At 68.6% G+C, this 20,707-nt stretch carries 19 protein-coding genes and 1 pseudogene; 12 read left to right on the top strand and 8 right to left on the bottom strand.

Annotation, left to right across the window (positions count from 1 at the left end):
- Positions 1–3,222, top strand: coding sequence for a beta-phosphoglucomutase family hydrolase (locus tag J1M46_RS10425; RefSeq protein ID WP_206447735.1), 3,222 nt, complete (start codon positions 1–3; stop codon positions 3,220–3,222).
- Between the two features lie 33 nt (positions 3,223–3,255).
- Complete coding sequence (locus tag J1M46_RS10420) at positions 3,256–4,335, top strand: type II glyceraldehyde-3-phosphate dehydrogenase (RefSeq protein ID WP_206447734.1); 1,080 nt, start codon at positions 3,256–3,258, stop codon at positions 4,333–4,335.
- An 18-nt stretch (positions 4,336–4,353) separates the two neighbouring features.
- Here the strand turns inward: J1M46_RS10420 and J1M46_RS10415 are convergent, their stop codons facing one another.
- The 6 genes from J1M46_RS10415 to J1M46_RS10390 form a co-directional block, all read right to left on the bottom strand.
- Positions 4,354–4,620 (bottom strand): metal-sensing transcriptional repressor, encoded by a 267-nt coding sequence (locus J1M46_RS10415; RefSeq protein WP_206448688.1) that lies wholly within the window; start codon positions 4,618–4,620, stop codon positions 4,354–4,356.
- 73 nt (positions 4,621–4,693) lie between these two features.
- The gene (locus J1M46_RS10410; RefSeq protein WP_446698582.1) at positions 4,694–6,976 is read right to left on the bottom strand and encodes a heavy metal translocating P-type ATPase; all 2,283 of its coding nucleotides are present in this window, start codon (positions 6,974–6,976) and stop codon (positions 4,694–4,696) included.
- Between the two features lie 68 nt (positions 6,977–7,044).
- Positions 7,045–7,350: a hypothetical protein gene (locus tag J1M46_RS10405; RefSeq protein ID WP_206448765.1), complete on the bottom strand. Its 306-nt coding sequence runs from the start codon at positions 7,348–7,350 to the stop codon at positions 7,045–7,047.
- An 11-nt stretch (positions 7,351–7,361) separates the two neighbouring features.
- Positions 7,362–9,689 carry a heavy metal translocating P-type ATPase gene (locus tag J1M46_RS10400; protein WP_206447733.1) on the bottom strand — a complete coding sequence of 776 codons (2,328 nt, stop codon included), beginning with the start codon at positions 9,687–9,689 and terminating at the stop codon, positions 7,362–7,364.
- A gap of 48 nt (positions 9,690–9,737) precedes the next feature.
- Entirely contained in the window at positions 9,738–10,085 is a 348-nt protein-coding gene (locus J1M46_RS10395) for a hypothetical protein (RefSeq protein ID WP_206447732.1), read from the bottom strand.
- Positions 10,082–10,294 (bottom strand): heavy-metal-associated domain-containing protein, encoded by a 213-nt coding sequence (locus J1M46_RS10390; protein ID WP_206447731.1) that lies wholly within the window; start codon positions 10,292–10,294, stop codon positions 10,082–10,084. Before J1M46_RS10390 ends, J1M46_RS10395 begins: the two co-directional genes overlap by 4 nt.
- Before the next feature lie 99 nt (positions 10,295–10,393).
- Between J1M46_RS10390 and J1M46_RS10385 the strand changes: the two genes are divergently transcribed.
- The 4 genes from J1M46_RS10385 to J1M46_RS10370 all read left to right on the top strand — a co-directional run bounded on the left by J1M46_RS10385 (position 10,394) and on the right by J1M46_RS10370 (position 12,394).
- Positions 10,394–10,819: an FAD-dependent oxidoreductase gene (locus tag J1M46_RS10385; protein WP_206447730.1), complete on the top strand. Its 426-nt coding sequence runs from the start codon at positions 10,394–10,396 to the stop codon at positions 10,817–10,819.
- Positions 10,722–11,899 (top strand): IS3 family transposase gene (locus J1M46_RS10380; RefSeq protein ID WP_095376931.1). Its coding sequence is split into 2 segments (ribosomal slippage): positions 10,722–10,980 and positions 10,980–11,899, totalling 1,179 coding nucleotides; the frame shifts between segments, so codons are not numbered across the junction. The genes J1M46_RS10385 and J1M46_RS10380 overlap by 98 nt, the downstream gene beginning before the upstream one ends.
- 53 nt (positions 11,900–11,952) lie before the next feature.
- On the top strand, positions 11,953–12,102 hold the full coding sequence (locus J1M46_RS10375; RefSeq protein WP_206447729.1) for a hypothetical protein: 150 nt from the start codon (positions 11,953–11,955) through the stop codon (positions 12,100–12,102).
- Entirely contained in the window at positions 12,062–12,394 is a 333-nt protein-coding gene (locus J1M46_RS10370; RefSeq protein WP_206447728.1) for a hypothetical protein, read from the top strand. Before J1M46_RS10375 ends, J1M46_RS10370 begins: the two co-directional genes overlap by 41 nt.
- A gap of 145 nt (positions 12,395–12,539) precedes the next feature.
- On the opposite strand, the pseudogene J1M46_RS10365 reads toward J1M46_RS10370, so the two are convergent.
- Positions 12,540–12,890, bottom strand: a pseudogene (locus tag J1M46_RS10365) (IS21 family transposase); the annotation flags it as partial.
- 259 nt (positions 12,891–13,149) lie between these two features.
- On the opposite strand from J1M46_RS10365, the gene J1M46_RS10360 reads away from it, so the two are divergent.
- The 5 genes from J1M46_RS10360 (at position 13,150) to J1M46_RS10340 (ending at position 17,544) form a co-directional block, all read left to right on the top strand.
- Positions 13,150–13,911: a tyrosine-type recombinase/integrase gene (locus tag J1M46_RS10360; RefSeq protein WP_206447727.1), complete on the top strand. Its 762-nt coding sequence runs from the start codon at positions 13,150–13,152 to the stop codon at positions 13,909–13,911.
- A gap of 81 nt (positions 13,912–13,992) precedes the next feature.
- Positions 13,993–14,148: a hypothetical protein gene (locus J1M46_RS10355; protein WP_206447726.1), complete on the top strand. Its 156-nt coding sequence runs from the start codon at positions 13,993–13,995 to the stop codon at positions 14,146–14,148.
- Positions 14,145–15,122 (top strand): tyrosine-type recombinase/integrase, encoded by a 978-nt coding sequence (locus J1M46_RS10350; protein WP_206447725.1) that lies wholly within the window; start codon positions 14,145–14,147, stop codon positions 15,120–15,122. Before J1M46_RS10355 ends, J1M46_RS10350 begins: the two co-directional genes overlap by 4 nt.
- A complete protein-coding gene (locus J1M46_RS10345; RefSeq protein ID WP_206447724.1) occupies positions 15,109–16,128 on the top strand; it encodes a tyrosine-type recombinase/integrase in 1,020 nt (339 codons plus the stop codon). The genes J1M46_RS10350 and J1M46_RS10345 overlap by 14 nt, the downstream gene beginning before the upstream one ends.
- Before the next feature lie 666 nt (positions 16,129–16,794).
- A complete protein-coding gene (locus J1M46_RS10340) occupies positions 16,795–17,544 on the top strand; it encodes a hypothetical protein (RefSeq protein WP_206447723.1) in 750 nt (249 codons plus the stop codon).
- A gap of 161 nt (positions 17,545–17,705) precedes the next feature.
- On the opposite strand, the gene J1M46_RS10335 is transcribed toward J1M46_RS10340, so the two are convergent.
- Entirely contained in the window at positions 17,706–18,074 is a 369-nt protein-coding gene (locus tag J1M46_RS10335) for a hypothetical protein (protein WP_206447722.1), read from the bottom strand.
- 228 nt (positions 18,075–18,302) lie between these two features.
- On the opposite strand from J1M46_RS10335, the gene J1M46_RS10330 reads away from it, so the two are divergent.
- On the top strand, positions 18,303–20,603 hold the full coding sequence (locus J1M46_RS10330) for an AAA family ATPase (RefSeq protein WP_206447721.1): 2,301 nt from the start codon (positions 18,303–18,305) through the stop codon (positions 20,601–20,603).
- The last annotated feature ends 104 nt before the right edge of the window (positions 20,604–20,707 follow it).

Genomic DNA, 20,707 nt, shown 5'->3' with positions numbered 1-20,707 from the left:
ATGGATCGGTCGAGTCACGCCGGGCATGTGCACCGGGACGAGCGGGCCGGGCATGGCGTCGCGGTGCCCTACGAGGCGGTCCTGTTCGACATGGATGGGGTGGTCACCCAGACCGCGACCGTGCACGCGACGGCGTGGAAGCAGCTCTTCGATGAGGTCCTCCAGGATCGTCGACTCTCCGGAGCTGCCGGAACACACCCGTTCGACGAGGACGCCGACTACCGGCGCTACGTCGACGGCAGGCAGCGAGAGGATGGCGTGGTCGCCTTCCTTGCCTCGCGTGGCGTCCGGCTCCCCGAGGGCAGCCCGGACGACGGGCCCGAGGAGTGGTCTATCCATGGGCTCGGTGCCCGCAAGAACGCGTTGTTCCTGGAAGCCGTGAGCCGCGACGGCGTCGCCGCGTACCCGGGGACCGTCGCACTGCTTGAACGGCTGCGAGCCGGAGGAATCCCGGTGGGTCTGGTCACCGCCAGCCGCAACGCCCTCGCTTCACTCACCGCCGCCGGGCTCGACGTCGAGTTCGACGTGATCGTCGACGGGCAGACCGCTGCGGACCAGAACCTGCCGGGCAAACCGGATCCGGCGATGTTCCTCGAGGCCGCGCGCCGCCTCGGTGTGTTACCCGAACGTGCTGCCGTCGTCGAGGACGCGGTCGCCGGTGTGCAAGCCGGCAGCCGCGGCGGCTTCGGTCTGGTGGTCGGCATCGACCGGGCAGGGAATCGGGAGCAGCTGGAGCTGGCCGGCGCCGACATCGTCCTTGGGGACGCCTCGGAACTGGACTTGGGCGCCACCCGCACCGACGCCTGGACACTCGTCTACGAAGGCTTCGATCCAGCGCACGAGGGCCACCGCGAAGCGCTGACGGCCCTCGGCAATGGATATATGGCCACCCGGGGCGTGCGCCCCGAGCGCCGCGACGACGACGTCCACTATCCCGGCACCTATCTGGCCGGGGTCTACAACCGTGCCGTCGGCATGATCCATGGTCGCGAGCTCGAAGAGGAGCACCTGGTCAACGTCCCCAACTGGCTTCCTCTCGACATCCGCATCGGCGATGGCTCGTGGTGGTCGACGGGGGAGATCGGACTCTCGGACGAGCGGAGCGAACTCGATCTGCGCCGGGGTGTGCTGACGCGCCGAGCCACCCTGGCCGGGCAGGACGGGGAACGACTCACCGTCGTCCAACGGCGGCTCGTCTCCATGCACAACCCCCACCTTGCGGGCTTGGAGACCACCATCACGGCTGACGGGTTCAGCGGCACCGCCAGCGTTCGGATCGGCATCGACGCAGCCGTGACGAACGGCAACGTCCGCACCTATGCCAGCACGCGGCATCTGACGGATCCTGCCTTCGCTGAGACGAGCAACGACACGGTCCTGTGCGAGGTGAGCACTAGTCAAAGCCGGATCGGCATCGCCCTCGCGGTCCGGACGACATTCGACGATGGCGCAACGGTGACGACGCACGACGCCGAGCGCGATGGCGGAACCCACTCGCAGCAGTTCGACCTCCGGCTCGCCGATGGTCAGCCGGTCACGATCGACAAGACCGCGGCCATGGTGACCTCCCGCGACAGTGCCATCGCTTCCCCGGGCACTGCCGCGTTGGCGAAGCTCTCCCGCCACGACGGCGGCTTCAACGCACTGCTGACAGAGCACGAGGCGGCATGGCGGCGCCTGTGGGACAGATTCGCGGTCACCCTCGATTCCGACCGACAGTCCCGTCTGATCCTCAACCTGCACGTATTCCACCTGCTGCAGACGATCTCCGCACACAGCGCAGCCCTGGATGCCGGGGTGCCTGCTCGGGGACTGCACGGGGAGGGCTACCGCGGGCACATCTTCTGGGACGAGCTGTTCGTCATGCCCGTCATCGGGATGCGGCGCCCACAGCTCGGTCATGCACTCCTGGAGTACCGCTGGCGGCGGTTGGATGAGGCCCGCGCCGCCGCCCGCACGCAGAGCCTCGAGGGGGCGCTCTTCCCCTGGCAGAGCGGCAGCGACGGTCGGGAGGAGACACCCGCTCAGCTGTACAACGCCCGCTCCGCCCGATGGATGCCGGACAACTCCACTCGTCAGCGCCATGTCGGACTCGCCGTCGCCTTCAACGCGTGGCAGCACTTCCAGGCCACGGGCGACAGGGACTGGCTTGCCGCCCGCGGCGCGGAGCTCATCGTCGAAGTCACCCGGATGTTCGCGTCGTCGGCAGCCTGGGACCCGGCCACCGACAGGTACCACATCGACGGTGTCATGGGACCCGATGAGTACCACGACGGATACCCGGACGCACCCGGCGCCGGCCTGCGCGACAACGCGTACACCAACGTGCTGCTGTCCTGGCTCTGCGACCGCGCGGCCGATGCCCTGAGCGAGCTGCAGGGCCATCCCGGTAACGACCTTGCCGGCCGGCTGCGCATCACCCCGGCGGAGATCCGCCGGTGGTCCCGGCTCGGCGGCCGTCTCGCCGTGCCCTTCCACGCCGATGGCGTGATCAGTCAGTTCGAAGGCTACGAAGAGCTTCTCGAACTCGACTGGCCCCGCTATCGAGCCGCGTACGGCAACATCGGGCGGCTGGACCTGATCCTCGAAGCCGAGGACGACATGACCAACCGGTACAAGCTCTCCAAGCAGGCAGATGTGCTGATGCTGATCTACCTCCTCGGACCCGTAGGCGTGCTCGACCAACTGCATCGGCTCGGCTATCAGTGCACCGAACAGCAGCTGGAACGCACGGTCGCGTACTACCTCCCCCGCACCGCGGACGGCTCGACCCTCAGCCGCGTCGTGCACGCCTCAGTGCTGTCGCGATTCGACCAAGTCCGCGCCTGGTCCACGTTCCGCGAGGCATTGGTCGCAGACCTGGACGACACCCAAGGCGGCACCACCCGTGAAGGGATCCACCTCGGAGCCATGTCCGGGACGATCGACATCGTGATCCGCGCCTTCGCAGGCCTGCGGACCGAGGCGAACGCGCTGACCTTCGACCCGAGATTGCCCGCCCATCTTGGACGGGCATGCTTCCAGGTCGGATACCGGGGTCATCGGATCGACGTGTCCGTGCGCACCGATCTCCTGTCGGTGTGCCTGCAGCCGTGCAACGCACCGCCCGTCCGGATCGGCGTGACAGGACGCTACGCGCTGCTCGCCGGAGGCGAAGCACGGGAGTTCCCGCTGGCGTCACACGTGCCACCGAAAGGCGTGGCCGACACCCCAACTGAATGATGCAGGACACATCACGAACCGGAAGGATCAGCAATGAGCACGACCAGAGTGGCTGTCAACGGCTACGGAGTGATCGGAAAGCGGGTCGCCGATGCGGTGAAGCTGCAACCAGACATGGAATTGGTGGGCATCGCCGACGTCGCGACCGATTGGCGCATCAGGGCCGCCGCTGGAAGGGCGCCCATCTTCGGCGCAACTGTCGAGGCGGTCCACGGCATGCGCGCGGCAGGACTCGACATCGCCGGAACGCTGCAGGACCTCATCGACGGCGCCGACATCGTGGTGGACACCACTCCCAAGCACATCGCGGCCGGGAACGTCGAGCGGTACCGGGAGGCCGGCGTCAAGTTCGTGCTCCAAGGCGGAGAGTCGCATGAGACGACCGGGCACTCGTTCGTCGCGCAGGCGAACTACGACAGTGCCCTCGGCCGGGAGAGCACCCGCGTGGTGTCGTGCAACACCACGAGCATCGTCCGCGTGCTCGGCGCACTCCAGGACGCGGGCCTCCTCGCCAAGGCTCGAGGCGTGCTCATCCGCCGCGCGACCGACCCGTGGGAATCGCACCTGGGCGGCATCATGAACACCATGGTTCCCGAAGCGACCATCCCCTCACATCAGGGCCCGGACGCGCAAACCGTGCTGCCGAACCTCGACCTCATCACCATCGCGGCGAAGGGGGCCCACACGCAGACGCACAACCACTATTGGACGCTGCACCTGACGAGGGACGCAACCAGGGATGAGGTGCTCGACGCCTTCCGTGCCGCGCCGCGAATCGCCTTCATTCGAATGTCGGACGGACTCGTCGCGCTGAACTCCACGATCGAACTCATGCGGGACCTCGGTCGACCACGAGGCGACATGTGGGAGGTGGCGCTCTGGGAGGACCTCGTCACCGTGAACGGCGACGAGGTGTATCTCACATACCAGGTCTTCAACGAGGCCATCGTCGTGCCGGAGACCATCGACGCGATCCGCGCCCTGACCGAGAGCGCCCCCGATGCGGCCACTTCCATGCACATCACCGACACCACCCTCGGGATGCGGCGGGACTTCGTGACCGCGCCGCTGGGCACGTCGGAGTCGACAAGCCGTCCATCGAGGGCCCGATAGTCATCCCCATCGAGTGGTTCAGCGGATGTGTCGCCCGATGGCTTGCGATGCTTCGCGGATCCTCTCTTCGGCGACGTCGTCGCCGGCACGGGCTGCGTCGGCGACGCAGTGGCGCAGGTGCTCCTCGAGGAGCCCGACGGCGACGTTCTGCAGCGCGCCGGTGAGGGCGGAGATCTGGGTGAGGATGTCGATGCAGTACTGCTCTTGATCGACCATGCGGTGGATCCCGCGTGCCTGTCCCTCGATCCGCCGGAGTCGCGCGAGGTATCGGGCCTTGTCGGTGATCTAGCCGTGCTCACCCTGATCGCAGGTTGTGGGAGTGGTGGTGTCCGTCATCATGCTCTCCGGTCCGGTGCATTCATTGCTGGAGAACGGCTCGGGTCGTGGCTTCGGGCCGCAGATCGAGACGGCGGAGCAGCTGCGCGTTGAGCGCCACGACGATCGTCGAGAGCGACATCAGGACGGCGCCGACGGACATCGGCAGCACGAACCCGATGGGTGCGAGCACGCCGGCCGCCAGCGGCACGGAGATGAGGTTGTAGCCGGCTGCCCACCAGAGGTTCTGCTTCATCTTCCGGTAGGCGGCGCGGGAGAGCTCGATCACCGAGAGCACGGAGCGGGGGTCGTCGCTGGCGAGGATGACGCCAGCGGATGCGATCGCGACATCGGTGCCGGCGCCGATCGCGAGCCCCACATCCGCTTGGGCGAGGGCCGGGGCGTCGTTCACGCCGTCTCCGACCATCGCGACCTTCCGGCCCTCGCGCTGCAGCTGCTGCACCTTCGCGGCCTTGTCCTCCGGGCGCACGCCGGCGAAGAACCGGTCGATGCCCAGCTCCTCAGCGACCGAACGTGCCACGGCTTCCGCGTCACCGGTGATCATGACGACTTGCACGTCGAGCGCGTGCAGCGCTTCGATCGCCTCGCGCGACTCCGCGCGGATCTCGTCGGCGAGCTTGAGGGCTCCGATGACCTGGCCGTTCTGGATGACGTGGAGGATGATCGCCCCGTCGGAGCGCCACTGGTCGGCGACCTCGAGCTCGTGCGCGGATTCTTCGGTGAGCAGGTGCGGTCCGCCGACACGGACAGTCGCCCCGTCGACAGTCGCGGTGACGCCGACCGCGGGGGAGGAGGAGAAGTCACGGCTGCGCGGCACGGTGAGTTCCTTGGCGGCGGCTGCGCGGACGATCGCCTTGGCGAGCGGGTGCTCGCTGTCGGACTCGGCGGACGCGGCGAGACCGAGCACGTGATCCGGGTCGTGGCCATCGATCACGGCGATGTCGGTCACCGTCGGCTCGCCCTTGGTGAGGGTGCCGGTCTTGTCGAACAGCACCGTGTCGACGGTGCGCATGCTCTCGAGCGCGAGGCGATCCTTGACGAGCACGCCACCGCGGGCGGCACGCTCGGTGGCGATGGAGACCACCAGCGGGATGGCCAAACCGAGCGCGTGGGGGCAGGCGATGACGAGCACGGTGATGGTGCGGATGACCGCCGCGTCAGGGAGACCGACGAGGGTCCAGACGATCGCGGTGATCGCTGCCGCGCCGAGCGCGAACCAGAAGAGCCATCCGGCGGCGGTGTCGGCGAGACGCTGCGCTCGGGAGGAGGAGCTCTGCGCGTCCGTGACCAGCCGCTGGATGCCTGCGAGGGCGGTGTCGTCACCGGTGGCGGTCACTTCGACGCGCAGGCCGGAATCTGTGGCGACGGTGCCGGCGGTGACGGATTCGCCGATGGTGCGCGTGACCGTCTGCGACTCTCCCGTGACCATCGACTCGTCCATGGCTGCGCGTCCATCGACGATGCTGCCATCGGCGGGCACGCTGCCGCCGGGACGGACGACGACGACGTCTCCGACCGCAAGATCGGCAGGCGCGACGGTGACGACGCTGTCGCCTTCCACACGCTCGGCCTCGTCCGGGAGCAGCGCCGCGAGCGAGTCCAGAGCGCTGGTGGTCTGCGCGAGCGAGCGCATCTCGATCCAGTGCCCGAGCAGCATGATCACGATCAGCAGCGCGAGCTCCCACCAGAAGTCGAGCTCGTGGTGCAGCAGTCCGAGGCTGGCGCCCCATGAGGCGATGAACGCGACGGTGATCGCGAGGCCGATCAGCAGCATCATGCCGGGCTTGCGCGCGCGGATCTCGCTCACAGCGCCGGTCAGGAAGGGCTTGCCGCCCCACACGTACATCACCGTGCCGAGCACGGGGGAGACCCAGGCGAGTCCGGGGATGTCCGGGAGCGTGTAGCCGACGATCATCGCGAACATGCCCGAGAGCGCGACCGTCGGGACCGCCAGGGCCAGCATGATCCAGAACAGGCGACGGAACTGCCCGACGTGATCGCCGTGACCGCCGTGACCGCCGTGACCGCCGTGACCGCCGTGTTCGCCATCTGCGCCATGGTCGTCGTGGCCCGCATGCGACATGTGGCTTCCGCCATGGGAGTCGCTCGTGGCCGCACCGTCGGACGCCGCGGTCGCGTGACCCCCCATCCGATCGTGCGCACCCGTCGGCTGAGCCTGAACGTGATGATGGTCTGCATGGTCGGACCCGTTGGCCTCGGGTGCCTCCATCGGTGCGGCGGCGTGCTGCGCGTGGAGCTGGGCGAGATGCGTCGGGTCGGGTCGGTGCTCGTGCGGGTTGGTCATGGTCTCATCCTCTCGGGTACGGGAAGCAGTGTCGGACCTGTCTGGCGACAGGTCCGACACTGCTTGGTTCAGGCCGCGGCGGCGTACTTCGCGGGGTCGGCGTCGAACAAGGGCCCGCAGGCGGCGCAGCACAGGTAGTAGCGGGTGCCCTCGAAGTCGCGGACGAGGCCCGCCGTCTCGGCGTCCGACTTCAGGACCGTACTGCCGGCCATCACCGGGCACTCGGCGATCTCACCGGCGGCTGCACCGTGCCCGTGGGTGCCGGTGGCGGTGTGGCTGTGGCCGTGGCTGTGATCCTCGTGATGGCCGGCGTGATCATGGCTGCCGTGATTGTGGCTGTCGTGGCTGTGGTCGTGACCGGTGGTGTTGGACATGGGGGTTCCTCTCAGTGATGGATGGCGACTGCTGCCGACCGCGCCGCAGGACGCGGTGCGGCCGTGGCTGTCGGTGCGGGGTCCACCGCCTCGCTCTTGAAGCTGCGGAGGCGGAGGCTGTTGCCGACGACGAAGACGCTGGAGAACGCCATCGCCGCGCCGGCGAGCATGGGGTTGAGCAGGCCGAGCGCCGCCAGCGGGATGGCGGCGACGTTGTAGGCGAAGGCCCAGAACAGGTTGCCCTTGATGGTGCCGAGCGTCTTCCGGGAGAGCCGGATGGCGTCGGCGGCGCTGCGCAGGTCGCCGCGGACGAGCGTGATGTCGGAGGCTTCGATCGCGACGTCGGTGCCGGTGCCCATCGCGAGGCCCAGGTCGGCCTGGGCGAGGGCGGCGGCGTCGTTCACGCCGTCGCCGACCATCGCGACAGCCTTGCCCTCGCGTTGCAGTCGAGTGATGACGTCGACCTTGTCCAGCGGCAGCACCTCTGCGATCACTTCGGTGATGCCTACCTCGGCGGCGATCTGCTCGGCCACGGTCTGGTTGTCGCCGGTGAGCAGCACCGGCGTGAGTCCCAGGCGCTTGAACTGCGCCACGGCGGCCGCGCTCGTGGGCTTGACGGTGTCGGCGACGACGAGCACGCCGCGCGCCTGACCGTCCCAGCCGGCGGCGATCGCGGTCTTCCCCTGGCGCTCGGCTGCGGCCTTCGCCTTGGCGAGCTCGGCAGATAGGTGCAGGGACCAGTCGGCCAGCAGCGAGGCCCGGCCGACGATCACCGCGTGCCCGTCGACGAGGCCCTGCACGCCCTTGCCCTCGATGTTCGTGAAGCCTTCTGGAGTAGGCAGCGCACCGAGCTCCTGCACCGCGGCCTTCGCGACGGCCTGGGCGATCGGGTGCTCGGACGCGTCCTCCAGGGCGCCCGCGAGGCGGAGCAGTTCGGTCCGGTCGGTGCCGTCGGCGGTGTGCACGTCGGTGAGGGTCATCTTCCCCGCGGTGACGGTGCCGGTCTTGTCGAGCACGATGGTGTCGATGCGGCGTGTGGACTCGAGCACTTCCGGCCCCTTGATGAGGATGCCCATCTGTGCGCCGCGCCCCGTGCCTACCAGCAGCGCGGTGGGGGTGGCGAGACCGAGCGCGCAGGGGCAGGCGATGATGAGCACGGCGACGGCGGCGGTGAATGCGGCCGCGGCGGGGAAGCCGGCGCCGAGCCAGGCGCCGAGCGTGCCCACGGCGATGACGATCACGATCGGCACGAAGATGCCGGAGATCTTGTCGGCAAGGCGCTGCACCTCGGCCTTGCCGGACTGCGCATCCTCCACGAGCTTCGCCATCTGGGCCAGCTGCGTGGCGGAGCCGACGCGTGTGGCTCGCACGACGATGCGGCCGCCCGCGTTGACGGTGGCGCCGGTGACGGTGTCGCCCTCCCCGACCTCGACGGGCACCGATTCGCCGGTGAGCATGGAGGCGTCGACGGCGGAGGTGCCGGAGACGACGATGCCGTCGGTGGCGATCTTCTCGCCCGGCCGGACGACGAACTCGTCACCGACCGCGAGATCCTTGGTCGGGATGCGGATCTCGACGCCCTCACGGAGCACGGCGACGTCCTTCGCGCCCAGATCGAGCAGTGCGCGCAGGGCCGCGCCGGCCTGCCGCTTGGAGCGCTTCTCGAAGTAGCGGCCGGCCAGGATGAACATCGTCACCCCGGCGCCGACTTCCAGGTAGATGTTCGCGGCGCCGTCACTGGGGGCGACGGTGAGCTCGAACGGGTGCGTCATGCCGGGGACGCCGGCGGTGCCGAAGAACAGGGCGTACAGCGACCACAGCAGCGCCGCGCTGGTGCCCATCGAGATGAGCGTGTCCATCGTCGCGGCACCGTGCCGCAGGTTCGTCCACGCCGCCTTGTGGAACGGCCACGCGCCCCACACGATCACCGGCGCGGCGAGCGCGAGCGAGAGCCACTGCCAGTAGGTGAACTGCAGCACCGGTGCCATCGCCATGGCGATGACGGGGACGGTGAGCACGACGGCGCCGATCAGTCGGTGTCGCAGGCTCACCAGCTCCGCATCCGGGGCCTCGCCGTCGTCGTCGGTCGTCGAGGACTGCTCCGGGGCGGGAAGTGCTGCGGTGTAGCCCGTCTTCTCGACCTCGGCGATCAGCAGCGCCGGGTCGAAGTCTGCGGGTGCAGACACCTTGGCTTTTTCGGTCGCGTAGTTCACGGTCGCGGTGACCCCGTCGAGTTTGTTCAGCTTCTTCTCGATCCGCATCGCGCAGGATGCGCACGTCATCCCGCCGATCTCCAGCTCCACGCTGGAAGCCGCAGCCGCTGCTTGCAAGTCCGTCATGGTCGTCTCCTCGTCGGTGCGCCGGGCGCATCCGGGGCTCGTTCCTGGTCAGTGTCCGTCGTGCTCGGCGTCGCTGTCGGTGCCTGCCGGTTCATCGGTGGCGTCCTCGCTGTCCGCCGAGTGCGTCGCGTCGAGCGTCGCGGGAGCATCGATGGGCCCGATCGTGAGGCCCGATCGCGCGATGGTCACTCCGGTCACGTCGATCTCCTGCGCTCGCTGCCCGGGTTGCGATGGTGTTGCCGTGCTGGCGGCCGGGTCCCCGTGGCCGGCCGGGTCGTCTTGCGCCCAATTGGCGGCGGCATCGTCGGGAACCAACGCGCCGGCGATGGCGAAGGTCCCGCCGAACGCGAACACGAGGCCAGCGCCATAGATGCCCAATCGGGCGCCGGTGTTCATCGGAGTGAGGCCGCCTCGTAGCCGGCTTCGTCGACCGCGGCGAGGATGGCTGCGTCGTCGATCGGCTGCGAGCCGGTGACCACGAGGCGCCCGGTCTGCGCGCTCACGTCGACGTTCTCGACGCCGACGACCTGCTCGACCTCGGCGCGGACCGCTGCCTCGCAGTGACCGCATGTCATGCCGGTGACCTGGAACTCGGAGTTGCTCATGGTGCCTTCCTTCCGTTTGACAAGATACCCCTGGGGGGTATCGTTCAGCACGACGCTATACCTAGCCGGGTACGCGGTCAAGGGAAGGGAGAGCGGGCGATGTCGATGCTCGAGTCGGACGTGCTGATCATTGGAGCCGGAGCTGCCGGACACTCGGCAGCCGTGACGCTGCGTGGACTGGGCTTTGCCGGTTCCGTGCGCATCATGCATGACGAGCCGCACGCGCCGTACAACCGGACCTTGGTCGACAAGGGGCTGCTGCCCGGCTTGCTCACTGTCGAGCAGGCGGCGCTCGAGGACGTCGCGCCGCTCGGCATAGAGCTCGTGCCCGGGCGGGCAGTTGCAGTCAACCCTGATCGGCGCACCATCCGCTGGGGTGTGACACTTCTCGTAGACAGTCGTTACCAGGAAGGCACGACAGGGAATCATGTCTACGAATCGCAGGACGTTCACGCCGGAGTTCAAAGCCGACGCGGTCCAGTTGGTGGTGCAGGGGCGCCGGCCGATCGCGCAGGTCGCGCGTGAGCTGGAGATCAACGAGAGCTCGCTGGGCTACTGGGTGAAGACCTACCGGGCGCAGCACCCCGACCCTGAGACGGCGCCGCCGGCGCCCGAGGCGCTGCGGATCGCGCGGCTGGAGGCGGAGAATCGCAGGCTGGCGGAGGAGAACACGTTCTTGAAAAAAGCCGCGGCCTTCTTCGCGAAGGAACAGCGGTGAGCGAGAAGTTCACGCTCATGCACGCGGAGAAGGCCAACCACACGATCGGCCTCATGGCCAGGCTCCTCGAGGTCTCTCGCGCCGGCTACTACGCCTGGGCGAAACGGCAGGGCACACTCTCGCCGACCGCAGCCCGGCGGACGTGGCTGGCAGAGCAGATCCGCACGATACACGCTGAGTCGAACGGCGTGAACGGGTTCCGGCGGGTGCTCGCCGCGCTCGCTCGGCGCGGCATCAGCGCCTCGGAGGGGCTGGTGCGCGGCATCATGAACGAGCTGGGGATCTTCGGCATCCAGCCCCGGACGAGCAAGCGCACCACGATCGCCGCCGACGACGAGCACGACCGCCCCGACCTGATCCGCCGGGACTTCACCGCCTGCCGGCCCGGCGAGCGGCTCGTGGGCGACATCACCTACTTGCGCACGGGCGAGGGATGGCTCTATCTGGCGACCGTGATCGACCTCCACAACCGTGAAGTGGTGGGCTGGTCGATGGCCGCGCACATGCGCACCGAGCTGATCAGCGACGCGCTGCGGATGGCCCACGCGCACGGCCGCATCGCACCGAACGCGATCTTTCACTCGGACCGCGGAGCTCAATACACATCGGCTGAATACGCCGCTCTCGCGAAGGAGCTCGACGTGCGACTCTCGGTCGGTCGCACCGGCTCGTGCCACGACAACGCTGTCGCCGAGTCGTGGTTCTCGATGCTCAAGAACGAGATGTACTACCGGCATCGTTTCGCCACCCGCCAGCAGGCGAGGTTCCACGTGATGCAGTACATCGAGGTCTTCTACAACCGGCAGCGGCTCCACTCGAGCCTCGGCTACCGCACGCCCGCCGAAGCGCGCGCCGACTACACCCTTCAGGCCGCGATCGCCGCCTGATCCACAAAGAGATCGTCTACGAAACTTGACACAGCCCAGTGAGTCGGGACTCGGTGACGAAGTACACGCGGGCGGTGGACTTCTCCCCGGTGGTGCCGGTGGCGGCGGCGCGGCCGGGCTCGGTGGTGCTGGCGGGGCTGGAGTCGGTGATCCAGCAGTGGCTTGGCGACGACGAGCGGCGTCCGCGGAAGCAGCGGAAATAGCCCAACGGAGGAGCACAGCAATGACGACCCCGCCCCCGCGCGCACGCGCAGCCACACGGCCACCACGATCGCGATCGGTGAACGAGACCGCGAATGGCAGGCCACGACCGACGAAGCCATCAGCCGCATCGACCATGCGCTCACGACCACCGACGCCCGCGCCGACACCGTCGCCGACGGCGATACCAGAGGCCACATCACCGGGCACCTCGCTGCCGCCCTCACGGTCCTGGAGCGGCTCGCCGACAGCCCCCCAGTCCCGCCCGCGGGCAGCGACGAGCACCCGCACTGACCCAGCCCACGCCACGAATACCGGCCGCGCTCAGCTGGCCGGAATCCGTGCACACGTGGCCGGAAAATCCGCGCTCAAACGGCCGACTTCAACTTGACAAAACACAGAAGTCGTACTGCAACCACAGCCCCGGCTCGGCGATCTACGGCCGATGCACCCGGCGCCGGCCCGCCCGCCACGCCGTCTTCGCCTCCGCGACGGCCCGCCGCGTGGACCGCTCCGAGCCGTCGAAGCCGGACGCGGCGAGGCGCTCGTGCACCTTGTCCGCCCGCACCTTCCCCTGCGAGCGCTCGACCAGCTCCTCGACCTTCTCCAGGAACCCATCGATCACCCTCGACCGTGGCGCCGACGCCCCGATCGGCCGCCCCGCGTCCCTTGCCGCGACATGCGCGGCGACCGTGTGATGCGAGCATCCCGCCAGCTCCGCAGCGGCCCGGAACGACCCGGTCAGGTCGTACGCTTCCAGAATTTCCATGATCTCTCCGTCAGACTTCACAACAGCCCCTTCCCGGGCACCGACACGGCATCAAGCACCGTCATCGAACCCGGGGAGGGGCCCCGCCACCGCGACGACGCGCGGAGCGGAACCAGCAGACGTGGGCAGAACTCATGGCCACCAGCGGGCAGCTCTGCTGGCCAACTATGGGCAGTTCTCGTGACCGCCTACGGGCAGTTTCACATGGCCGTCAACATCGGAGCATCGGGAAGGCCGCCTCAAGGAGTGGAAGCGCAAGCTGCTGCGCAAGGCGGTGCTGGTGCTGGCCGAGGTCGCGAGGACGGGCGGCTACGAGTGGAAGTTGTCCCGATCGGGACACCCCAACGACGCGCTGAACGAGGTGTTCCGCCCGGTGCAGGAGCAGTTCGAGGCCTGGCTCGACCGCCAGCAACTGGCGGTCTCGACGAAGAATCTGTATGCGACGGTCGCTCGCACGGCGCTCGGATGGCTACCGGTGCGCGGCGTCACCGACATCTCGGACCTGTCTGGCGCGGACATGGCAGGTGCGGTGGTGTTCCTCAGCGGCTCCTATCGGCCGGGGAGCATGCGGACAGTTGTGACCGCGCTGCGGGTGCTCTGCCGCTTCCTCGAGGACTCCGGCCGATGCACGGGGCTGTCCCGAGCGGTGCCGCGACGGGTGTTCCGACGGGTCGGCACGGTCCGCGTTCTCACAGCTGAGCGCATCGAGGAGTTGACGAACGCGCCTGATCTGAGCGCACCGGCGGGGCTGCGGGACAGGGCGATGTTGCTGTTGGCAGCCAGGACCGGTCTGCGGCCGATCGACATCGCGGGGCTGCGGCTGCGGGACATCGATTGGCGGCAGGGCCTGATCACGGTCGTCCAGCACAAGACGGGGACGTCGTTGACGTTGCCGCTGCTGACCGATGTCGGCGACGCGATCGCCGACTACCTCCTCCGTGGCCGACCTGCCGGGGCGGTCGACGATCACGTCTTCCTGCGCGCTCTGGCGCCGTTCACCGCGCTGTCGCCCTCGTCGAGCCTGTATTACGTGGCCGCGTGAGCGTTCGACCGCGCCGGCTCGGCCGCCGACCGCGACACGGGCCGTGGTTTCCGTGTGCTGCGGGCGTCGCTGGCGACACGGATGCTCGCGGACGGGACGCTGTTGCCGGTGATCTCCGCTGCGCTGGGCCACCGCGGGACCGACTCGGTGAAGCACTACCTCTCCGCCGATGAGCAGCGGCTGCGACAGTGCTGCCTCGATTTCGTCGGCATCGAACCGAACGCGGCGTGGGCATGACTGCTCCGTTCGTCTCCGGCCTGGCCGGCTCTATCCAGGGTCTTCTGGATCTCAAGCACGCGATCGGGTTGCCGTACGACACGTCCGAGCGGCACCTGCGCGGCTTCGACACAATGTGTGCTCGACACCATCCCGGGCAGTCCACGCTGACCGCGGAGATGGGCAAGGAATGGGTCGTCGCCCGGCCCGGTGAGCACGTCAACTCCCAGGTGCGGCGGGTGACGCCGATCCGGCAGCTCGCGAAGCACATGATCGGCCTCGGCGTCGACGCGTACGTGATTCCTGCCGGGATCCCGGGCAAGCAAGTCCGCTACCGCCCGCACACCTTCTCGCCCGCCCAGCTGCGGGCGATCTTCGACGCCGCCGACCAGGTTCGCCCCTCGCCCTCCGGCGGGCGACGACACCTGATCATCCCCGTGATCTTCCGGATGCTCTACTGCCTGGGCCTGCGACCCGGCGAGGCGATCCGGCTGCACTGCAACGACGTCGATCTGGGACACGGCGCGATCCACATCCGCGAGTCCAAAGGGCACAAGGACCGGACCGTGTTCATGTCGCCCGACCTGCACGACTACTGCCGTGCCTACGACGCCGCCATCCGCGCACATCATCCGGAGCGGGTGGCGTTCTTCCCCAACCGTTCGGGCAGCTGCTACTCGCCGTCGACCCTCAGCATTTGGTTCGGCGAGCTCCTGGCCGCCGCGGGCTCGGCGGTGTCGGCACGTCTCGGCGCTGCGCCCCGGCCGTACGATCTGCGGCACGCGCACGTCATCGAGACGATCAACCGGTGGGCACGCGCCGGCCAAGACCCGCTGGAGCAATTGGCGTATCTGAGTCTGCAGCTGGGGCACACCAGTCCCGAGCACACCTGGTACTACTTCCACCTCGCCGCCGATTTCCATCCCGACCTGCGCCGACTCGCCAATACCGGCATCGAGTCCGATCTCGCGGAGGCATCCGATGTCCTCGGGTGACTTCTTCGGCCTGGTCCGCGCCTGGCTGACCGTCCACCTGCCCAGAGCCCGCCGGCTCAGCCCGCACACCATCCGCTCCTACAAGACCGCGCTGACGGCGCTGCTGGACTACCTGCGCGAGACACGAGGACTGCGACTGGCCGAGGTCACCTTCGACGCCATCGACCATGCCACGATCGCCGGGTTCGGCAGCTGGCTGGTCGAGACCCGACACCTGGCGCCGTCCTCGGCGAATCAGCGGCTGGCGGCGATCAAGTCGTTCCTCGCCTTCTGCGCCGCGGAGGATCCGACGCTGGTGGCCGTCTGGCTGGGCGTGAAACAGGTCCGATCGATGCGCGCCCCGGCTCCGTCGCCGGACGCGCTGAGCATGACCGCCGTGCATGCGCTGATCGCCGCGCCAGGCCAGGCCACACCGCGTGGCGTGAGAGACACCACCCTCATCCTGGTCGTATTCGATACCGCCGCGCGCATCCAAGAAGCCCTGGATCTGACGCCGGCGGACATCGACACCACCCCTGGCCGTGGACGAGTGACGCTGACCGGGAAGGGCCGCAGGACCAGGACGATGCCGATCATGGACAAGACCGGCCGTCACCTCGATCAATATCTGCACGCGTTCCACCCCGGCACCCCCGACCCCGACGCGACGTTGTTCTACACCGTCCGCGCCGGTCGGCACCAGCAGATGAGCCAGGACAACATCACCTACCTGCTCAACAAGCATGCCGACACCGCCCGTCAGAGCTGTCCGGAGCTGCCGGAGCGGATCCACGCCCATCAGCTCCGGCACGCTCGGGCGATGCAGATGCTGCGCGCCGGCGTGCCGGTACCCCACATCAAGGAGTTCCTCGGGCACGCGAACATCGCCACCACCAGCATCTACGCATCGGCAGACAACCAGATGGTCCGCGAGGCCATCCAGAGAGCGGCCAGCCCCGCCCCGGATCTCGCCCCCGCCTGGAAGGGAGACGACGACCTCATCCTCAAGCTCTCCGGTCTCAGGTAGTAATCCCGAGGAATCAGCACGCAGCACCCCGCGGGCACGCCGATCCCGCAGCGGACTCGGGATAACCGATTCCTCGGGATAGTCGGTCGGCTTGTGTGGGATCGCCGGCTGGATCGTGATGCCGAGCCGGGCGCAGGCGGCGATGATGTGCGCGGACAGGTAGGGCTTGCCGTGATCGACGATGATCGCCTCCGGCAGGCACGCCGGCAGGCCCGCGACGCGCTCCTGTGACACGCCGTCGGGCACCTCAGTGCCGATCAGCAGATTGCGGGGGACTCCGTGGAAAGGCCAGCTCTGCTCACTGTCCTGATCGATCTGCGTGGTCGTGCACTGGTAGAGCACGCTCGCAACGTCCGAGGCGCTCGTCGATCCCACCGTCAGGCGGAGCCCCAGGATGCAGCGGGTGTAGAGGTCCTGCGCGACCGTCAGCTCGACCGGGAGCCATTCTCCGGTCGCAGACTCCATCGCAAATACATCCAGTGGTGTCGTGTCGAGCACGACGTACTCGCCCGGTCTTGTGGGGCGCAGCCTGCCGAAGGGGCCGACCGGCCGGTCGGCGACCGAGCGGCGCTGCTTCGCGGACCCGAACGCGTGCCGGCCCTTCGACAGCTCCTTCACCCGGCGATACGCCGTCGACCGGGCGGGACACGCGACCACGCCCTTGCCGTGCGCCTCGGCGACACCGCGGTTCGCCCGGTCGATGACCACGTCAATGGTGGGCGTCGAGGCAAACACGAACTCGCGGAGGACGGCCAGACATGCTTCGTCCCAGCGGGAGTCCACGGAGGATCGTTGGGAGGCGACGCGTGGATCGACAAGGCCGGCGGGGCCAGCATCGGTGTACGCCGTCACCCAGCGCCGCAGGGTCCGTGCGCTGACCGGCATCGAAGGCTCGAGTTCTTCGCACGCGCCGCGAGTCGTCGCGCCGGCTTCGCGAAGTGCCATCACGGCCGCCACGGCCTGGAGCCGCCTTTCGAGGTTCTGTCGATCGCGATCGGTGAGGTTGCTCAACACAATGTTGGACGCCGCGGCCGGATCCGATTCGGCTGGGTCATCCTCGACGCTGAGTGGTGCGACGTTCAGGAGTACCTCGCGCGCAGGCAAGGTGCGCATCATCCCGCCAGCTTGGAGCACGATCGTGTCCGATCGGAGCTCGTGCACCTCGACGAGTTCGCCCTCGAACCACAGTTGCGACCCGGTCACGACCTCCACGACTCGAGCACGCATCGATACCTACCTCAGCCAAACCTCTGTGCGTCCGTCGACGAGTCGCTCGAAGTCGACATCAAGGATGCCTTCCCAGATGAGACGCATAATGCCCTGGCGGCCGACGGCGTCAACGAGGCCAAGCTCGTCGATGGTCACGCCAGGCCGGAAGGCCTCGGCAATATGCTCGACCGTTGCCCGATTCGGTAGCGGGTGACGACGCGCGACCGCGATCGCCTGCACCCCGGCGATGCGCGCACGGCTCGCTTCACCGGTCCAAACCTCGTACTCGAGCCCGCGGGCGGAGCAGACCCGCCGAGTCCATTCGAAGACTCGAGCGACATCTGGTCGAGCCGCGAACGTCGCGGGCTTCACGTCGATGACGAGCAGGCAATCGGCACGCCGTAAGACGCAGAAGTCCGGCACATGTCTGATCGAGCCGTCAGCGTCGGCCCCTCGGAGCTGAACGGCTGCGCGGCGAGCCACATGGTCGCGGGATCAACATCGGCGAGCAGGAGTCGCTCGAGCTCGAGCCGGCTCTCGTAGGCGACGTGGGTGCGAGTTCGGAACGACCAGTACAGGCCCGAGTAGTGGCGCTGACCTCGATGGGAACGGATCCGGCGGATCGGCTCGGAGCGTGACGCCCGATCGAGGTCCATCGTCCCGACGGTCGTCGTGACGTCCTCGCCGGTTTCCGTGAGGTAGCGAACCTCAGTGTCAAGCAGCCCCTTGCCGCTCATGCCTCCGAGTGTGCGCTGGGACAACTACGTGGACGGGTTGCGACACGCGTGGGACAAGAAAGTGGGATTGGGACAGCTTAGCTGGGATCCGACAACGTGCTTCGCCCGCGGTGACGGGCGCTCCTAGCCAACATCCAGGATCACGAGTAAACTTGAGTCAACACCACTCAAGTTTCGGATGCGTGCGGATGCGTCGGGGGAGGCGCCCGCGCACGGCAAGGGGGATAGATGGCAAGGATGGGCGGCATGATGCCTGGGCAGGACGAGCAGCAGTCGGCGCTCGAGCAGTTCGGCACCGACCTGACGGCGATCGCACGGGCGGGCAAGCTCGACCCCGTGATCGGGCGCGACAGCGAGATCCGGCGCATCAGCCAGGTGCTCTCGCGCCGCACGAAGAACAACCCCGTGCTCATCGGCGAGCCCGGCGTCGGCAAGACCGCCGTCGTCGAGGGCCTCGCGCAGCGCATTGTCGCCGGCGACGTGCCCGAGAGCCTCAAGGGCAAGACCCTCATCGGGCTCGACGTCAACGCGATGATCGCCGGCAGCAAGTACCGCGGCGACTTCGAGGAGCGCATGAAGAACGTGCTCGCCGAGATCGCCAAGGCCGAGGGGCAGATCGTCACGTTCATCGACGAGCTGCACATCATCATGGGCGCCGGTGCCGCAGAGGGCAGCCAGGGTGCCTCCAACATGCTCAAGCCCATGCTCGCCCGCGGCGAGCTGCGCCTGATCGGCGCGACCACGCTCGACGAGTACCGCGAGTTCATCGAGAAGGATGCGGCCATGGAGCGCCGCTTCCAGCAGGTCTATGTGGGAGAGCCGTCGGTGGAGGACACCGTCGCGATCCTGCGCGGGCTCAAGGAGCGGTACGAGGCCCACCACAAGGTCACGATCGCCGACAGCGCGCTGGTCGCAGCTGCATCCCTCTCCAACCGCTACATCACCGCCCGCCAGCTGCCCGACAAGGCCATCGACCTGATCGACGAGGCCGCCAGCCGGCTGCGCATGGAGATCGACTCGGCGCCCACCGAGATCGACCAGCTGCGCCGCACCGTCGACCGCATGGAGATCGAGCGGCTCGCCCTCAAGCGCGAGCGCGACGAGGCCTCGCAGGAGCGGCTCGCGCTGCTCGAGACCAACCTGGCCGAGCACCGCTCGCAGCTGGCCGAGCTCGACGAGCGCTGGCAGGCGGAGCGCTCGAGCCTCAACCGCATCGGCGGCCTGCGAGAGCAGCTCGACGAGCTGCGCGGCCGCGCCGAGCGGGCGCAGCGCGAGGGCGACCTCGAGCGCGCCAGCCGGCTGCTCTACGGCGACATCCCGAAGGTCGAGAAGGAGCTCGCCGAGGCCGAGTCGACCGCCGCAGAGGCCGGTGCCCGCATGGTCGGAGACCAGGTGACGAGCGACGACATCGCCTCGGTGGTCGCCGCCTGGACGGGCATCCCGGTCGGCCGGCTGATGCAGGGCGAGACCGAGAAGCTGCTGGCGCTCGAGGATGAGCTCGCGAAGCGCGTCGTCGGCCAGCGACAGGCGGTCGGTGCGGTGGCGGATGCGGTGCGCCGCACCCGCGCAGGTGTCTCCGACCCCGACAAGCCCACCGGCTCGTTCCTCTTCCTCGGCCCCACCGGCGTCGGCAAGACCGAGCTGGCGAAGGCGCTCGCCGAGCTGCTCTTCGACGACGAGAAGGCGCTCGTCCGCATCGACATGTCGGAGTACGGCGAGAAGCACTCGGTGGCGCGACTGGTCGGCGCCCCTCCCGGCTACATCGGCTACGAGCAGGGCGGGCAGCTGACCGAGGCGGTGCGCCGCCGCCCCTACTCGGTCATCCTCATGGACGAGGTCGAGAAGGCCCACCCCGAGGTCTTCGACCTGCTGCTGCAGGTGCTCGACGACGGCCGCCTCACCGACGGGCAGGGCCGCACGGTCGACTTCCGCAACACCATCCTCATCCTCACCTCCAACCTGGGCTCGCCCTACCTCACCGACCCGACGGTGCCGCAGGTGCAGGCACACGACCAGGTGATGGGGGCGGTGCGCGCGGCCTTCAAGCCCGAGTTCGTCAACCGGCTCGACGACATCGTCATCTTCGACGCGCTCTCGCCGTCGGAGCTCGGCTCCATCGTCGACATCCAGGTGCTCGGGCTTGACCGTCGCCTGCACGAGCGGCGCCTGCTGGTCGAGGTGACGGATGCGGCCAGGCAGTGGCTGGGGGAGCGCGGCTACGACCCCATGTACGGTGCGCGACCGCTGCGCAGGCTCATGCAGCGCGAGATCGACGATCGGCTGGCGCGCGCGCTGCTGGCGGGCGAGGTGCGCGACGGCGACACCGTCGTGGTCGACGTCGCCCCCGGCGGCTCGGGGCTCTGGGTCGGCCGCGCCGACGCCGAGCGGCCCGCGCAGTGGTCGTTCGACGCCGACGGCTCGCCTGCTGCAGGCTCGTCGGCCACCGGCGCGTCGACCACCGACGCCCGCCCCGGCACCCAGCCCGACGCATCCGGCGTCGTCGAGGGCGAGCCGCTCGACGACCTCTAGCCGCGAGCGGCCGCAAGCGGCGCGTGTTCCAACCGGAAGCGCGCCGTTCGCGCCATCTCGTTGCCGATGCTGACGAAGTGTCCCCGTCAACTGACATCCGATGC

The organism is Agrococcus sp. KRD186 (genome assembly GCF_017168255.1).
GTDB lineage: Bacteria > Actinomycetota > Actinomycetes > Actinomycetales > Microbacteriaceae > Agrococcus.
This window is presented reverse-complemented; position numbering and strand designations above follow the sequence as displayed.

What these genes read in the sequence shown, in the direction of transcription:
- J1M46_RS10425 (WP_206447735.1), top strand. Translation starts at nt 1, where the DNA reads ATGGATCGGTCGAGTCACGCCGGGCATGTGCACCGGGACGAGCGGGCC.
- J1M46_RS10420 (WP_206447734.1), top strand. Translation starts at nt 3,256, where the DNA reads ATGAGCACGACCAGAGTGGCTGTCAACGGCTACGGAGTGATCGGAAAG.
- J1M46_RS10410 (WP_446698582.1), bottom strand. Translation starts at nt 6,976, where the DNA reads ATGACCAACCCGCACGAGCACCGACCCGACCCGACGCATCTCGCCCAG.
- J1M46_RS10405 (WP_206448765.1), bottom strand. Translation starts at nt 7,350, where the DNA reads ATGTCCAACACCACCGGTCACGACCACAGCCACGACAGCCACAATCAC.
- J1M46_RS10400 (WP_206447733.1), bottom strand. Translation starts at nt 9,689, where the DNA reads ATGACGGACTTGCAAGCAGCGGCTGCGGCTTCCAGCGTGGAGCTGGAG.
- J1M46_RS10395 (WP_206447732.1), bottom strand. Translation starts at nt 10,085, where the DNA reads ATGAACACCGGCGCCCGATTGGGCATCTATGGCGCTGGCCTCGTGTTC.
- J1M46_RS10390 (WP_206447731.1), bottom strand. Translation starts at nt 10,294, where the DNA reads ATGAGCAACTCCGAGTTCCAGGTCACCGGCATGACATGCGGTCACTGC.
- J1M46_RS10385 (WP_206447730.1), top strand. Translation starts at nt 10,394, where the DNA reads ATGTCGATGCTCGAGTCGGACGTGCTGATCATTGGAGCCGGAGCTGCC.
- J1M46_RS10355 (WP_206447726.1), top strand. Translation starts at nt 13,993, where the DNA reads ATGCTCGCGGACGGGACGCTGTTGCCGGTGATCTCCGCTGCGCTGGGC.
- J1M46_RS10350 (WP_206447725.1), top strand. Translation starts at nt 14,145, where the DNA reads ATGACTGCTCCGTTCGTCTCCGGCCTGGCCGGCTCTATCCAGGGTCTT.
- J1M46_RS10345 (WP_206447724.1), top strand. Translation starts at nt 15,109, where the DNA reads ATGTCCTCGGGTGACTTCTTCGGCCTGGTCCGCGCCTGGCTGACCGTC.
- J1M46_RS10335 (WP_206447722.1), bottom strand. Translation starts at nt 18,074, where the DNA reads ATGAGCGGCAAGGGGCTGCTTGACACTGAGGTTCGCTACCTCACGGAA.
- J1M46_RS10330 (WP_206447721.1), top strand. Translation starts at nt 18,303, where the DNA reads ATGGCAAGGATGGGCGGCATGATGCCTGGGCAGGACGAGCAGCAGTCG.